This is a genomic window from Vibrio sp. 1402 (assembly GCF_033340275.1).
Genome location: NZ_JAWOWE010000002.1, coordinates 36,491 through 50,064 on the forward strand (window position 1 = coordinate 36,491; position 13,574 = coordinate 50,064).

Consider the following 13,574-nt stretch of genomic DNA (forward strand, 5'->3'; position numbering starts at 1 on the left):
AATTATTTTTTATCTCGCTCCATCGAGCGCTGACGTAAAAGTTTTTGTTGTTGATACAGTGCCGCCTTTATCAGTAAATCTTGATCAGATTCTCGGAGCATCTTGTATCTAAGCGTGATAATGAAATCTTGCTCTGAAGCATCACATTCTTCTACTTGAGCGTAACAATAAATCGCCGCAGCAGGGTGATCGAGGAACAGTTTAACACGAACGAGTTGTTGAGTAGTTAACGCTGTATCTGAGCGGAAACTGAGTTGACTAGCACCAAACTGCGTCGTTTGATATCGAATGGAGGCGTCATCTTGTTGTGAAAGCATAAAGCTCAACAAGAGGTTAAGTTTCGCGTTTTGCGTATCAAGCAAGTTGATCACATGCTTTAACTCTTTGTTTTTCAGCTCTAGACGCGCGTTGTCTGCCAACATATCTAAGTGACTAAATTCACTGGCGACAATAAATGGTGCTGGAATTTCGGAGGCAAATGTTTCTTCATCTGGCAAAGCAAAGTCCGCACTCAACGTTTCGACGTTGATGGTGAGGTTATGATGGACGGTAAAGTATTCTTGCTCTGTCATATAGTCGATCCTTTTGCCAGTGAGCGCTCCCTGTTCACTCAACAAACAAAGAGAAATAGGGCACTGATTATCGCTAACTGAATGAAGTTATCAAGTTTAGCCGGTTTGTCCTTGAACTTTTTGCCCTAAATACAGACTTATTGCATGTCGTTGACAAATTTAGCGATTCTCTTGTCTTCTTAATGAGAAGAGTAAGGTAAGATAATCCGCTAAAGCTTTATATCAAAACAACCAGTTGGTTTGTCTTATATGTATCATCCTATCTCATTGTTTATTGGCTTAAGGTATCTTCGGGGACGCTCTGGAGATAGGTTCAGCCGATTTGTTTCTTATATGTCGACGGCGGGTATTACGATCGGTGTAATGGCGTTGGTGACGGTTCTTTCTGTGATGAACGGGTTTGAATCGCAGTTAAAAGAACGCATTTTAGGTGTGCTACCTCATGCCGTTGTTTCGCAACACGATGGAAAAACGCCTATGACCGAGTCTGCCCCTCCATTTGTTCAAGCGATGTCGAGTGAATCTCAGCCGGAACCTATCGTTAGAGGAGAGGCTGTTATTCAGAGTTCTGCACAGCTGACGGCTGGTTACCTCATCGGTATTGAACCTAAGAAAGGCGATCCGATTAGCAACCATTTGATTGCCGGACGATTATCGTCACTTCAAGCAGGTGACTACAATGTATTTTTGGGTCACAGTTTGGCGCGTTCACTAAAGGTCTCAATCGGGGATAAAGTGCGCTTGATGGTGACCAACGCAACGCAGTTTACCCCACTTGGCCGTATTCCTAGCCAGCGAAACTTTACTGTCTCAGGCATTTTCAATACGGGATCGGACGTTGATGGTCAATTAATGATTGTGAACATGACGGATGCATCTAAGCTGATGCGTTTCCCTAAAGACACGGTTTCTGGTTGGCGTGTCTTTTTCTCTGACCCATTTATGGTGACGGATTTTGCTGACCAACCCATGCCTGATGGATGGGAATGGAGTGATTGGCGCGAACAGCGTGGTGAGCTTTTCCAAGCGGTGAAAATGGAAAAGAACATGATGGGACTTATGCTAGGTCTAATTGTGGGTGTCGCTGCATTCAATATTATCTCCGCTTTAATCATGGTGGTAATGGAGAAGCAATCAGAAGTCGCAATATTGAAAACTCAAGGCATGACTCAATCTCAAGTGATGACCATTTTCATGGTGCAAGGTGCAAGCAGTGGTGTAATTGGCGCGATTGTTGGTGGCGCTGCGGGCGTGATCTTGTCACTTAATCTAAATGCGATTCTTGAATCTGCTGGTGTGGCGCTATTCAGCTTTGGTGGTCATCTACCCATCTTGATTGATTCACTGCAAATTCTTTTAGTGGTGGTATTGGCGATTGCTCTTAGCCTTGCTGCTACGCTTTATCCTTCTTATCGAGCATCTTCTGTTAAACCTGCTGAGGCACTTCGCTATGAATAAGCTATTAGAATGTCGTGATATTCGTAAAGTCTACCGAGAGGGTTCGTTAGATACGGAAGTGTTGAAAGGCGTAAGTTTCGATATCGACAAAGGGGAGTTGGTTTCTATTGTTGGCTCTTCTGGTTCGGGAAAAAGTACCTTATTGCATATTTTAGGTGCGTTAGATGACGCAACTCATGGTGAAGTTGATTTTCTAGGGCAAAACCTATCAGCTTTGAGCTCGAACAAACAGGCGGCATTACGCAACAAGCACCTTGGTTTTGTATACCAGTTTCATCACTTGTTGGCTGACTTTACTGCGCTTGAAAATGTGGCGATGCCACTGATGATTGGCGGTGCTAAAGTAGCGGATGCAAAACAGGCGGCTAAAGCGCTGTTAGATAAAGTTGGTTTGAATCATCGGATGCAACATAGACCCTCCGAGTTATCGGGCGGTGAGCGTCAGCGTGTTGCGATTGCGCGTGCATTGGTGAATAAACCTGACCTGGTCTTGGCTGATGAACCTACGGGGAACTTAGATCACAATACGGCACTGTCTATCTATGATTTGATGCGCGAGCTCAATAAAGAGTCAAACATTGCATTTTTGGTTGTCACGCATGACAAAGAGCTGGCAGCAAAAATGGATCGTCAAATGCACATGCAAGATGGTTTGCTCGTAGATCGTTTTGTGACTGATACAGCATCTGCGGAGGGCTAGTTTTGTTTACCTCTTTAGCTTTGATGATTGGTGGTCGCTTCAGTCGAGCGAAAAAGCGCAACAAGATGGTGTCTTTCATATCGCTTTCTTCGACTATTGGTATTGCGGTTGGCGTTGCTGTGATCATTATCGGTTTGTCTGCAATGAATGGCTTTGAGCGCGAGCTGCAATCGCGTGTGTTGTCTGTGATCCCACACGGCGAGTTAGAAGGTGTTAATGGACCACTTCAGGACTACACCAAAACGATGAATCAAGCTCTAAAACATGAACATGTTGTTGCGGCAGCACCGTATGTTCGTTTTACGGGTTTGGCAGAAAAAGGCAGTAAGCTAAAAGCGATAGAAGTTCGTGGTGTAGAGCCTACTTTCGAGCAAGCGGTGTCGAGTTTGTCGAATTTTATTGACCAAGCTGCTTGGCAAAACTTTTATGCTGGTCAGCAGCAAGTGATCTTAGGCCGAGGTGTAGCAAACGAGCTAAATGTCGGCGTGGGGGATTATGTGACGTTAATGATTCCGCAAACAGGCGGCGCAAATAAAGTGCAGGCTCCTAAGCGTGTGCGCGTGAAGGTGTCAGGGTTCTTAACGTTGAATGGCCAAATCGACCACTCTCTAGCGTTAGTACCATTAGCTGATGCGCAGCAATACGCGAGGTTAGGGGAAGGGGTCACAGGCATTTCACTAAAAACTGACGATGTTCTCAATGCGCCTTCTATTGTTCGCGAGGTTGGTAGCATGGTTGATGTTTACGTGTATTTGAAAAGCTGGCAGCAAAAGTTTGGTTTTTTGTATCGCGATATTCAGCTCGTGCGCACCATTATGTACTTGGTGATGGTACTGGTGATTGGCGTGGCATGTTTTAATATTGTGTCTACGTTGATGATGGCAGTGAAAGACCGAGCGGCGGAAATTGCAATTTTGCGAACAATGGGAGCAAAAGATAGCCTAATCAAACGCATCTTTGTTTGGCAAGGTGTATTCTCTGGTGTATTTGGTAGTCTCGTCGGCAGTGTTATCGGTGTCTTAGTGGCGTTAAACCTGACTCCGTTAATTAAAGGGTTAGAGAGCTTAATTGGTCATCAGTTTTTATCGGGTGATATTTACTTCGTCGACTTCTTACCATCACAACTACACTGGCCAGATGTGGCATTGGTGTCAGTGACGGCGATAGTGCTTAGTTTACTTGCGACGTGGTATCCTGCTTCGCGTGCCGCAAGGTTGAATCCGGCGGCTGTACTGAGTTCTAAATAGCGGATTGTTTTACAATATGCGAAAAACAAAAAGGACCGAATTCGGTCCTTTTTTGTATTTATCCTACTTGAGTAACATCGCGTTTCATTCTAACTGTTAGATGCCCCTCAACTGATAGCTCAAATGCTGATTTTTACGCAGTAAGGTCTTATCTTATTTTGCGTTTTTGCCAGCTCCGTACCACCGAGTAGCGCCAAAGCCCTCGAATTCCGAAGTAGCCAATAATCGCGGATACAACCCCACAAATTGCGCAGCCCAATAGAAATGGAGGTCCAATGGTGCTCATTTGCTGCATGATGAATTCCCACGATAGTTCAAAGTGAAAAGGTTGCGGGGGAAGACGCATCACTAGAGCACCTAGCTTGTACGCAAAGTAAAATAGCACAGGCATAGTGATAGGATTGCTGATCCATACCAAAGCGACGGAGAGGGGCAGATTGACACCCAACATAATGGCCAAACCAGCGGCCATGATCATTTGGCTCGGCAGCGGAACAAAAGCCATAAATAACCCGACAGCAAAAGCCCCTGATGCCGAGCGGCGGTTTAAGCACCACAAGTTTGGGTTGTACAACACATTGCCGAAGACCTTCAATGCTTTTTGGCGTTTGATCAATTCATGATCTGGCATGAAGCGTTTTATCAGCTTTCTAGGCATAGGACAGCATGACTCTCTCAGAAAAAAGTTGGACCTTGGCGTTATTTGTAGCGAGCGTAATCTCGTCAGCTTGGTGGCCGACAATACCAGATTGGCGTTGGTTGCTGCTGGGAATAATAACCACTGGCTCAATAATCAAATTACGTCGTGGCTTAATTAGCATAGGCGCAATTGCGGGCTTTATGGTTGTCATCGTCCACGGCAATGTATTGGAGTCTCAGAGACAAGCCCTTTTTCAAGCAGGGGAGAATATTACCATAATTGGTAAAGTTGACAGCCCTTTTACGCAAATAAGTCACGGTTATGAAGGTATTGTCGCTATAGAAGCGGTAAATTCTCAAACTCTGTTACCTTTTCTTAAACCTAAAATCCGTCTTATTACGCCTTTTCCACTCGATGTTAACAGTGAGTTTACGACATCCATCTCGTTAAAGCCGATTACAGGTCTACGCAACGAAGCTGGCTTTGATGCTGAAAAGCACGCGATGGGTAAAAATATTATCGCCCGAGCGGTTGTTAACAAAGATGCTAAGTGGATTGTTCGTTCTAATGTATCTCTGCGTCAATCCATTATTGCCGATGTCGCTGATGATGTGTCTTCCCTTCATCATTTCTCGTTAATAAGTGCGTTAGTTTTTGCTGACCGTTCTTGGTTGTCTAAGGAAGATTGGCAAGCGCTCAGGGACAGTGGTTTACTGCATTTGGTCTCCATTTCTGGTTTACATATTGGTATGGCGTTTACTTTTGGGCTAGTCGTGGGCGGTACCGTTCGTTATCTATTACCCCAATACCAGTTGTTACCTAGCTTATATGGGCTGATCTTCGCTGTTGCCTACGCTTGGTTAGCGGATTTCTCTCTGCCTACTACGCGAGCAGTGTCGGTATGCGTTGTTTACGTTCTCCTGAAGTATACTCTGGTGCACTGGACTTCTTGGCGAGTTCTTTTGCTTGCAGTATCTCTACAACTGCTTGTCCAACCTTTTGCATCCTACAGTATGAGCTTTTGGTTATCGTACCTCTCCGTTTGTGCGGTATTGTTCGCAATTAATTTGATTCGACATCAAAGGGGAGGTTGGAAAGCGCGATTAAAAGCGTTATTGCTTACTCAATTGATGTTGAGCGCTTTAATCGTACCTGTTAGTGGCCATTTCTTCTCCGGTTTTAGTTTGTCCTCAATAGCCTACAACTTGGTATTTATTCCTTGGTTCGGATTTATCGTTGTACCTTTGATGTTTCTAGCCCTGTTCTCATCTTTGTTTCTTGAAATGATAGCGAAGCCTCTGTGGCATTTGGTGGACTGGTCATTACAGCCATTGAGCACGTCAATACAGTACGCAGTAGGTTCTTGGCAACCCATTAGCATGGAAATGACAATGCTGGTTATGGTGATAGTGGTTTGCTTAATATTTCAACGGTTCATGTCTCAGTACGCGTGGTATTTGTTACTCGGCATCGTTATTAGTATCAAGTTTGCAGCGGAGTATGAACCGCATTGGCGTATCGATGTATTAGATGTAGGTCATGGCCTTGCAGTGGTTGTAGAAAAAGACGACAAGGTGTTGCTGTATGACACTGGTAAAGCATGGCAAAGCGGCAGTATCGCAGAGCAGGTCGTCACTCCGGTTTTGCATCAACGAGGTTATGAAAGCATAGATACACTGATTCTAAGCCATTCCGATAATGATCACGCAGGCGGCCGCTTTTTCATTGAAGATGCCTTTTCTCCACAGCGTAAACTTAGTAGTCAATTCTTTATCGAATATGAGCCTTGCACTAGAGGCGACCAATGGAAATGGCAAGGATTAAACATGGAAGTGCTCTGGCCTCCTGCACTTGTTCAACGTGCGTATAATCCGCACTCCTGTGTATTACGACTTACTGACCCTATTTCTAACTTTAGTATGCTTTTTACTGGTGATATTGAGGCCATTAGCGAGTGGATTTTGCTTAGAGAACCCGGAAAGTTACAAAGCGATGTGATGCTAGTCCCTCACCACGGGAGTAAAAGTTCATCGAATCCTCGATTTATCGAGGCGGTGAGCCCGAGTGTGGCGGTTGCTTCTTTAGCAAAAAACAATCGATGGGGAATGCCAGCGGAAAATGTCGTTGCTTCATACCGAAAGCTTGGCGTTACTTGGCTTGATACTGGTGAGGGTGGTCAGGTAAGCTTCTTTATTCACCGTGATAATTGGCGCTCAGAAACCAAACGTAGCGATACATTTGAGCCTTGGTATAGGCAGATGCTGCGTAAGGGAGTAGAATGAGAGTCTTAATGTAAGAAAATAAAGCACTTCTATGTCGATAAATACTGATGAAACGACTTGGCAGACGTTTAAGCGTCTATGGCAATTTATTCGCCTTTATAAGTCAGGTCTTGTCGTTGCAGTCATTGCATTAGTTATTAATGCTATATCAGATACCTATATGATTTCCCTGCTAAAACCACTACTCGATGAAGGTTTTGGGAACGCTGAATCTGATTTTTTACGCACGCTTCCATTGATTATTTTTGCCATGATGTTCATCCGTGGCATAAGTGGATTTGTCTCCACCTACTGTTTGAGCTGGGTATCTGGCAACGTAGTTATGCAAGTCCGTCGCATGGTGTTCAATCACTTTATGCATATGCCAGTGTCTTACTTTGATAAGGAAAAGACGGGCAACTTATTGTCGCGTATAACCTACGACTCAGAGCAAGTATCAGCGGCAACTAGCCAAGCGTTGGTGAGCATTGTGCGTGAAGGCGCAAGTATCATTGGTCTGTTAGTCTTGATGTTTTACAACAGCTGGCAATTGTCGCTAGTGCTGTTTGCTGTTGCTCCCGTTGTGGCATGGGGTATTGGTGTTGTTTCTAAACGTTTTAGAAAAATATCCAAAAATATGCAGACCATGATGGGTAACGTAACTGCATCAGCAGAGCAGATGCTGAAAGGCCATAAAGTTGTGTTGAGCTATGGCGGCCAAGACATCGAACGTAAACGATTTGAAAAAGTCAGCAACCAAATGCGTCAACAAAGCATGAAGTTGGTGACGGCTCAAGCGGCGGCTAACCCTATCATCCAAATGATTGCATCACTTGCAATTGTTGCCGTTCTTTATTTAGCAAGTATTGATTCGATTAAAGAGCAACTGACTCCAGGTACATTTACTGTTGTGTTCTCTGCAATGTTTGGTCTGATGCGCCCACTTAAAGCGCTGACTAACGTTACTTCTCAGTTCCAACGTGGTATGGCCGCGAGCCAAACGCTCTTCGCGTTAATTGACCTCGAGCCTGAGAAAAACGAAGGTAAGTTGACAGTTGAACGCGCAAATGGCGATGTTTCAGTTAAAAACGTAAGCTTTACTTACACTGGTGCAGAAAAACCAGCATTGGAAAATGTCAGCTTCGATATTCCAAGAGGAAAAACGGTGGCGCTAGTTGGCCGTTCTGGCTCAGGTAAAAGTACCATCGCGAACTTGTTCAACCGCTTCTATGATGTTGACAGTGGATCTATCACATTAGATGGGCATGATATTCGTGATTACGAGCTAAAGAATTTACGTCAGCAATTTGCACTAGTATCGCAAAATGTTCATTTGTTTAATGACACGATAGCAAACAATATTGCGTACGCAACGGATGGCCAATACGAGCGCAGTGATATCGAGAAAGCGGCAACACTCGCGCATGCGATGGAGTTCATCGGCAAAATGGATGATGGACTTGATACCATGATTGGTGAAAATGGTGCTAGCTTGTCTGGTGGTCAACGCCAACGTGTTGCGATTGCGCGAGCTCTATTGCGTGATGCTCCAGTGCTGATTCTTGATGAGGCAACTTCGGCTTTGGATACCGAATCCGAGCGAGCTATTCAAGCTGCACTTGATGAGCTGCAAAAAGACAAAACGGTACTTGTAATAGCGCACCGCTTATCCACAATCGAGAAAGCCGATGAAATTCTTGTGGTTGATGATGGTGCCATCATTGAACGTGGCAACCACGCTGAGCTTATTGAGAAAAATGGTGCGTATGCACAATTGCACCGTATTCAGTTTGGTGAATAAGCGCGGTGATTGAAAAAATCTGGTTTGAAAGCCATCCAATAAAATATCTCTTGTGGCCGCTTTTGTGGCCACTGAGTTTATTATTTGGAGCGATAAGCAAGTCAAAGCGAAAGCAATACCAAACTGGCCGCAAGCAAGCTTATAATGCGCCTATACCTGTTGTTGTGGTTGGCAATATCACTGCTGGTGGCAATGGTAAAACACCAGTTGTTGTGTGGCTTGTTGAGCAACTACAGCAAATGGGCTTTAAGCCGGGGGTTGTTTCTCGTGGTTATGGGGCAAAGGCTCCTGCCTATCCGTTAGTGCTAAAAGAAGATACGCCAGCGAAGCATTGTGGCGATGAACCTAAGTTGATTCATCGCCGTACAGGAGCACCTGTTGCGGTAGATCCTGTGCGTTCAAATGCAGTGAAAGCACTGCTAGATTTGGATGTGGATATCATAATTACGGATGATGGATTACAACATTATGCGTTAGGCCGTGATATTGAGTTAGTGATTGTGGATGGGAATCGCCGGTTTGGGAATGAAAGCCTGATTCCATTAGGTCCTTTACGTGAAGGTATTGAGCGACTTAAAGAAGTCGACTTTATCATCACCAATGGCGGTCAAGCGCATACGGGCGAAATCGCAATGGCTTTAGCACCCTCTAAAGCTATTAATCTTAAGACTAAGCAACATGTGGATGTCTCGGAGTTGAAAGATCTCGTCGCATTTGCGGGCATTGGGCATCCTCCGCGTTTTTTTCATACACTAAACTCGATGAACGCAGATGTTAAAGTCACAAAAGGTTTTGCTGACCATCAAGACTTTGATCAACAAGAATTAGAAGCATTGGCTCAACAAGGGACCAATGTGATTATGACCGAGAAAGATGCCGTCAAGTGCAGCCATTATGCGCAAGATAATTGGTGGTATCTGCCTGTATCTGCCCAGTTTGAATCAAACGATGCAGAGCAAATTTTAAATAGAATAAAAGAGGTTAAAGCGGCTTATGGATCACCGTCTACTTGAGATTGTAGCTTGCCCTGTTTGCAAAGGTAAGCTGACGTACGATAAAGATAATCAAGAGTTGATCTGCAAATTGGATCGCCTTGCTTACCCGATCAAAGAGGGTATTCCAGTTCTGCTAGAGCCTGAAGCTCGCACTATGAGCATGGATGAGGGACGCTAATGTCTTTTACGGTTGTCATCCCTTCGCGCTACGCATCGAGCCGTTTGCCTGGTAAACCGCTAGCGGATATTGGTGGTAAGCCTATGGTTCAGTGGGTTTATGAACAAGCGCTACAAGCGGGTGCGGAAGATGTCATCGTTGCAACTGATGACGAGCGTGTTGCGAAAGCGGTTTCGTCATTTGGTGGTAAAGTTTGTATGACTTCTCCCCACCACGAATCAGGTACGGAGCGTCTTGCCGAAGTTGTTGAAAAGATGGCTATTCCGTCAGACCACATTATTGTTAATGTGCAAGGGGATGAGCCTTTGATTCCGCCGTCCATCATTCGTCAGGTTGCTGATAACTTATCTGGGTGTGAAGCCCCGATGGCGACGTTAGCTGTAGAAATAGACTCGGAAGAGGAAGTGTTCAACCCGAACGCTGTTAAAGTTGTCGCAGATGAGCAAGGCTATGCGATGTACTTTAGTCGAGCAACCATCCCTTGGGATCGCGATAACTTTGCTAAACAAGACAAAACCATTGCCAACCCATTAATGCGTCATATTGGTATTTATGCTTATCGAGCTGGTTTCATTAATACGTATGTCAACTGGGCACCAAGTGCATTAGAGCAGATTGAGTGTCTTGAGCAACTGCGAGTGCTTTGGTACGGTGAAAAAATTCATGTGGCGGTAGCGAAAGAAGCACCAGCGGCAGGGGTTGATACGCCCGAAGACCTAGAAGCCGTGCGCGCGATTGTTGCAAAGCAAGCGTAACAAATGCTCATATAGATTTAAGAATAAACAAGGCTCCTGAATTAGGAGCCTTTTGTTTTACTTGTATCGCGGTATTAGTTAAATGTTAGTGTCGTATTGGTTCCGTTTAGGGCAGGTCGCTAAGACCTCTCGGTGACCGGTGTCTTTCACTTCTTGGAGAATGACATCAAAGCCCCATAATCGATACACGTGCTTTAGAACTTCTTCGTAACTATCATCAAGTGGGATGCGGTTGTGAGGAACGTACTGCAACGTAAGCGATCGATCACCACGGACATCGACATTAAACACCTGAATGTTTGGCTCAAGATTAGATAAGTTGTACTGAGCGGCTAGGGTTTCTCTAATGCGTTTATAACCCATCTCATCGTGTATCGCAGCGACTTCAATAAAGTTCTTATGATCATCATCGTTGATCGCAAACAACTTGAAATCACGCATTAATTTCGGAGAAAGGTATTGGCTAATAAAGCTTTCATCTTTGAAATTATGCATCGCGAAATGCACTGCATCTAACCAGTCGGTTCCTGCTAGGTCTGGAAACCACTCTTTGTCCTCATCAGTTGGTTCTTCACAGATACGCTTAATATCTCGGAACATGGCAAAGCCTAACGCGTAGGGGTTAATGCCATTAAAGTAAGGACTGTTATAAGGCGGCTGAGCCACGACACTGGTGTGGCTATGTAAGAACTCTAGAATGAATTTTTCAGACACCAAGCCCTCATCATAAAGATGGTTGAGTATGGTGTAGTGCCAGAACGTTGCCCAGCCCTCATTCATGACTTGCGTTTGTTTTTGCGGATAAAAATACTGACTGATCTTACGGACGATCCGAACAACTTCACGTTGCCACGGCTCTAGCAACGGCGCATGTTTTTCGAAGAAGTAGAGCAAGTTTTCCTGAGGCTCGCTTGGGAATCGCTCTTTAATGTCTTCCTCTTTCGTCTTGGCTGTCGGTACGGTGCGCCAAAGCTCATTAACTTGAGATTGTAGGTATGCTTCGCGTTCTTCTTGTCTTGCTTTTTCCTCTGTAATTGAGATTTTCTCTGGACGCTTGTAGCGGTCTACACCAAAGTTCATTAACGCATGACAAGAGTCGAGCAGCTTTTCCACTTCTTTTACGCCATACCGTTCTTCACACTCGGCTAAATACTTTTTCGCGAACAGCAGATAGTCGATAATAGAGCTGGCGTCAGTCCACGTTTGGAATAGGTAATTACCTTTGAAAAAAGAGTTATGGCCGTAACACGCGTGCGCTATCACGAGTGCTTGCATTGTTACCGTATTTTCTTCCATCAAATAAGCAATACAAGGGTCGGAGTTAATCACAATCTCGTAGGCTAACCCCATTTGACCATGTTTATAGTTCTGCTCTGTTTGAATGAATTTTTTACCAAATGACCAGTGGTTGTAATTGATTGGCATGCCGATACTTGAATAGGCATCCATCATCTGCTCTGAAGTAATCACTTCTATTTGGTTAGGGTAAGTGTCTAGGCGATAATGCTCCGCGACACGCTTAATTTCTTTGTGGTATCGCTCTAACAGCTCAAATGTCCAATCTGGTCCATCTGGCAACACTTTACTGTTACGCTTCTTAGGCGCCTCTCCTGAGAGGTTTCTCGTTGCGGTATTCATCGCTAGCCTCCTTACGCCGTTTCTTTTTGGAATAGTTCACGAAAGACTGGGAAAATATCCTCCACAGAGCGAATGTTTTTCATTGCGAAATTAGGAAACTCTTCAGTGAGTTTTTCGTACTCATGCCATAGAGTTTGGTGCGAGCGCCGCGTGATCTCTATGTAAGAGTAGTACTGACAGTTTGGAAGTAATTTGTTCACTAACAGATCCCGGCATCTTGGCGAATCATCTGCCCAGTTGTCACCGTCGGATGCTTGAGCTGCATATATGTTCCACTGACCAATCGGGTATCGCTCTTTTACTATTTCATCCATTAACTTGAGCGCGCTAGATACAATGGTACCCCCGGTTTCTTGTGAGTAGAAAAATTCGTGCTCGTCCACTTCCTTCGCTTGGGTATGGTGGCGGATAAAGACGACTTCGACATTCTCGTAGGTACGAGTTAAGAACAAGTACAAAAGAACATAGAAGCGTTTTGCGATGTCTTTCGTTGCCTGATCCATCGAACCGGATACGTCCATTAGACAGAACATGACCGCTTGGCTCGATGGTACCGGGCGTTTCTCATAGTTCTTGAAGCGTAAGTCGAAGGTATCGATGAAAGGCACGCTTTCGATTTTCTTGCGCAGTTCTTCAATTTCAGCCTTCAAGCGGTTCTCTTCAAACTGCTGAGCAGGTTCAATATTTTTGATGCGAGCAAGTTCGTCTTCTAACTCTTTAAGAAGTCGTTTCTTACCAGCAGTCATTGCAGTACGGCGCGCAAGAGATTGTTGCAGAGAACGTACTACGGCGATATTGGAAGGGATACCGGCAGTTTGAAAGCCTGCACGGTGTGTTTTCCATTCAGTGATTTTGGCAATTTGGTTTTTTTCTAGATTAGGCAGCTCGAGATCTTCGAACAAAATATCGAGGTACTCATCTTTTGATATTTGGAATACAAATTCGTCTTGGCCTTCTCCATCTGGACTGGCGTTCCCTTCTCCTGAGCCGCTACCCTGACCGCCACCTTTGGGACGCTCAATTTTATCACCAGTAATGAATTGGTCGTTACCGGGATGAACTCGTTCGCGAACACCACCTTTGCCTTGATGAAATATAGGCTCGTTGATGTCTTTGTGAGGGATAGAGACGTCTTCGCCCGTTTCCGTATTCGTAATCGAGCGTCGATTCACTGCGTCTGCTACCGACTCTTTTATTTGCTCTTTGTGGCGCTTCAAGAAGCGCTGTCGATTAACAGCGCTCTTGTTCTTGCCATTGAGCCTTCGGTCTATAAATTGCGCCATGAAATAGCCCTCTTCATGTTTCACAAGCGACCTAACTCAATACTGG

At 44.8% G+C, this 13,574-nt stretch carries 12 protein-coding genes; 8 read left to right on the forward strand and 4 right to left on the reverse strand.

The features are described 5' to 3' along the window. Window positions 1-2: 2 nt before the first annotated feature. Window positions 3-572 carry a hypothetical protein gene (locus tag R7044_RS03640; RefSeq protein WP_017634743.1) on the reverse strand — a complete coding sequence of 190 codons (570 nt, stop codon included), beginning with the start codon at window positions 570-572 and terminating at the stop codon, window positions 3-5. 249 nt (window positions 573-821) lie between these two features. On the opposite strand from R7044_RS03640, the gene lolC reads away from it, so the two are divergent. Genes lolC through lolE form a run of 3 tightly spaced genes read left to right on the forward strand, consistent with a single transcriptional unit; the run spans window position 822 to window position 3,977 of the window. After that, window positions 822-2,030 carry a lipoprotein-releasing ABC transporter permease subunit LolC gene (lolC, locus tag R7044_RS03645; RefSeq protein ID WP_031778997.1) on the forward strand — a complete coding sequence of 403 codons (1,209 nt, stop codon included), beginning with the start codon at window positions 822-824 and terminating at the stop codon, window positions 2,028-2,030. Then, entirely contained in the window at window positions 2,023-2,730 is a 708-nt protein-coding gene (lolD, locus tag R7044_RS03650; RefSeq protein WP_054700735.1) for a lipoprotein-releasing ABC transporter ATP-binding protein LolD, read from the forward strand. The genes lolC and lolD overlap by 8 nt, the downstream gene beginning before the upstream one ends. A 2-nt stretch (window positions 2,731-2,732) precedes the next feature. Then, window positions 2,733-3,977: a lipoprotein-releasing ABC transporter permease subunit LolE gene (gene lolE, locus R7044_RS03655; protein WP_186584400.1), complete on the forward strand. Its 1,245-nt coding sequence runs from the start codon at window positions 2,733-2,735 to the stop codon at window positions 3,975-3,977. A 148-nt stretch (window positions 3,978-4,125) separates the two neighbouring features. Here the strand turns inward: lolE and R7044_RS03660 are convergent, their stop codons facing one another. Then, the gene (locus tag R7044_RS03660) at window positions 4,126-4,635 is read right to left on the reverse strand and encodes a DUF2062 domain-containing protein (RefSeq protein ID WP_005387834.1); all 510 of its coding nucleotides are present in this window, start codon (window positions 4,633-4,635) and stop codon (window positions 4,126-4,128) included. An 8-nt stretch (window positions 4,636-4,643) separates the two neighbouring features. Here R7044_RS03660 and R7044_RS03665 point away from each other — a divergent pair, with 8 nt between their 5' ends. Genes R7044_RS03665 through kdsB form a run of 5 tightly spaced genes read left to right on the forward strand, consistent with a single transcriptional unit; the run spans window position 4,644 to window position 10,607 of the window. Beyond that, window positions 4,644-6,899 (forward strand): DNA internalization-related competence protein ComEC/Rec2, encoded by a 2,256-nt coding sequence (locus R7044_RS03665; protein WP_042522133.1) that lies wholly within the window; start codon window positions 4,644-4,646, stop codon window positions 6,897-6,899. A 31-nt stretch (window positions 6,900-6,930) separates the two neighbouring features. Continuing rightward, complete coding sequence (gene msbA, locus R7044_RS03670) at window positions 6,931-8,679, forward strand: lipid A ABC transporter ATP-binding protein/permease MsbA (protein WP_042522131.1); 1,749 nt, start codon at window positions 6,931-6,933, stop codon at window positions 8,677-8,679. Between the two features lie 5 nt (window positions 8,680-8,684). After that, complete coding sequence (gene lpxK, locus R7044_RS03675; protein ID WP_054729263.1) at window positions 8,685-9,692, forward strand: tetraacyldisaccharide 4'-kinase; 1,008 nt, start codon at window positions 8,685-8,687, stop codon at window positions 9,690-9,692. Further along, window positions 9,673-9,852 carry a Trm112 family protein gene (locus R7044_RS03680; RefSeq protein WP_005378451.1) on the forward strand — a complete coding sequence of 60 codons (180 nt, stop codon included), beginning with the start codon at window positions 9,673-9,675 and terminating at the stop codon, window positions 9,850-9,852. The genes lpxK and R7044_RS03680 overlap by 20 nt, the downstream gene beginning before the upstream one ends. Further along, the gene (gene kdsB / locus R7044_RS03685; RefSeq protein ID WP_053349434.1) at window positions 9,852-10,607 is read left to right on the forward strand and encodes a 3-deoxy-manno-octulosonate cytidylyltransferase; all 756 of its coding nucleotides are present in this window, start codon (window positions 9,852-9,854) and stop codon (window positions 10,605-10,607) included. Before R7044_RS03680 ends, kdsB begins: the two co-directional genes overlap by 1 nt. A 78-nt stretch (window positions 10,608-10,685) precedes the next feature. Here kdsB and R7044_RS03690 read toward each other — a convergent pair whose 3' ends face one another. Beyond that, window positions 10,686-12,245, reverse strand: coding sequence for a SpoVR family protein (locus tag R7044_RS03690; protein WP_005378449.1), 1,560 nt, complete (start codon window positions 12,243-12,245; stop codon window positions 10,686-10,688). 11 nt (window positions 12,246-12,256) lie between these two features. Further along, window positions 12,257-13,528, reverse strand: coding sequence for a YeaH/YhbH family protein (locus R7044_RS03695; protein WP_005378448.1), 1,272 nt, complete (start codon window positions 13,526-13,528; stop codon window positions 12,257-12,259). Window positions 13,529-13,574: the final 46 nt, after the last annotated feature.

Excerpts from the sequence above, each read along its gene's own strand:
- msbA (WP_042522131.1), top strand. The coding sequence starts at position 6,931 with ATGTCGATAAATACTGATGAAACGACTTGGCAGACGTTTAAGCGTCTA.
- lolC (WP_031778997.1), top strand. The coding sequence starts at position 822 with ATGTATCATCCTATCTCATTGTTTATTGGCTTAAGGTATCTTCGGGGA.
- R7044_RS03665 (WP_042522133.1), top strand. The coding sequence starts at position 4,644 with ATGACTCTCTCAGAAAAAAGTTGGACCTTGGCGTTATTTGTAGCGAGC.
- R7044_RS03690 (WP_005378449.1), bottom strand. The coding sequence starts at position 12,245 with ATGAATACCGCAACGAGAAACCTCTCAGGAGAGGCGCCTAAGAAGCGT.
- kdsB (WP_053349434.1), top strand. The coding sequence starts at position 9,852 with ATGTCTTTTACGGTTGTCATCCCTTCGCGCTACGCATCGAGCCGTTTG.
- R7044_RS03695 (WP_005378448.1), bottom strand. The coding sequence starts at position 13,528 with ATGGCGCAATTTATAGACCGAAGGCTCAATGGCAAGAACAAGAGCGCT.
- R7044_RS03680 (WP_005378451.1), top strand. The coding sequence starts at position 9,673 with ATGGATCACCGTCTACTTGAGATTGTAGCTTGCCCTGTTTGCAAAGGT.
- R7044_RS03640 (WP_017634743.1), bottom strand. The coding sequence starts at position 572 with ATGACAGAGCAAGAATACTTTACCGTCCATCATAACCTCACCATCAAC.
- R7044_RS03660 (WP_005387834.1), bottom strand. The coding sequence starts at position 4,635 with ATGCCTAGAAAGCTGATAAAACGCTTCATGCCAGATCATGAATTGATC.
- lolD (WP_054700735.1), top strand. The coding sequence starts at position 2,023 with ATGAATAAGCTATTAGAATGTCGTGATATTCGTAAAGTCTACCGAGAG.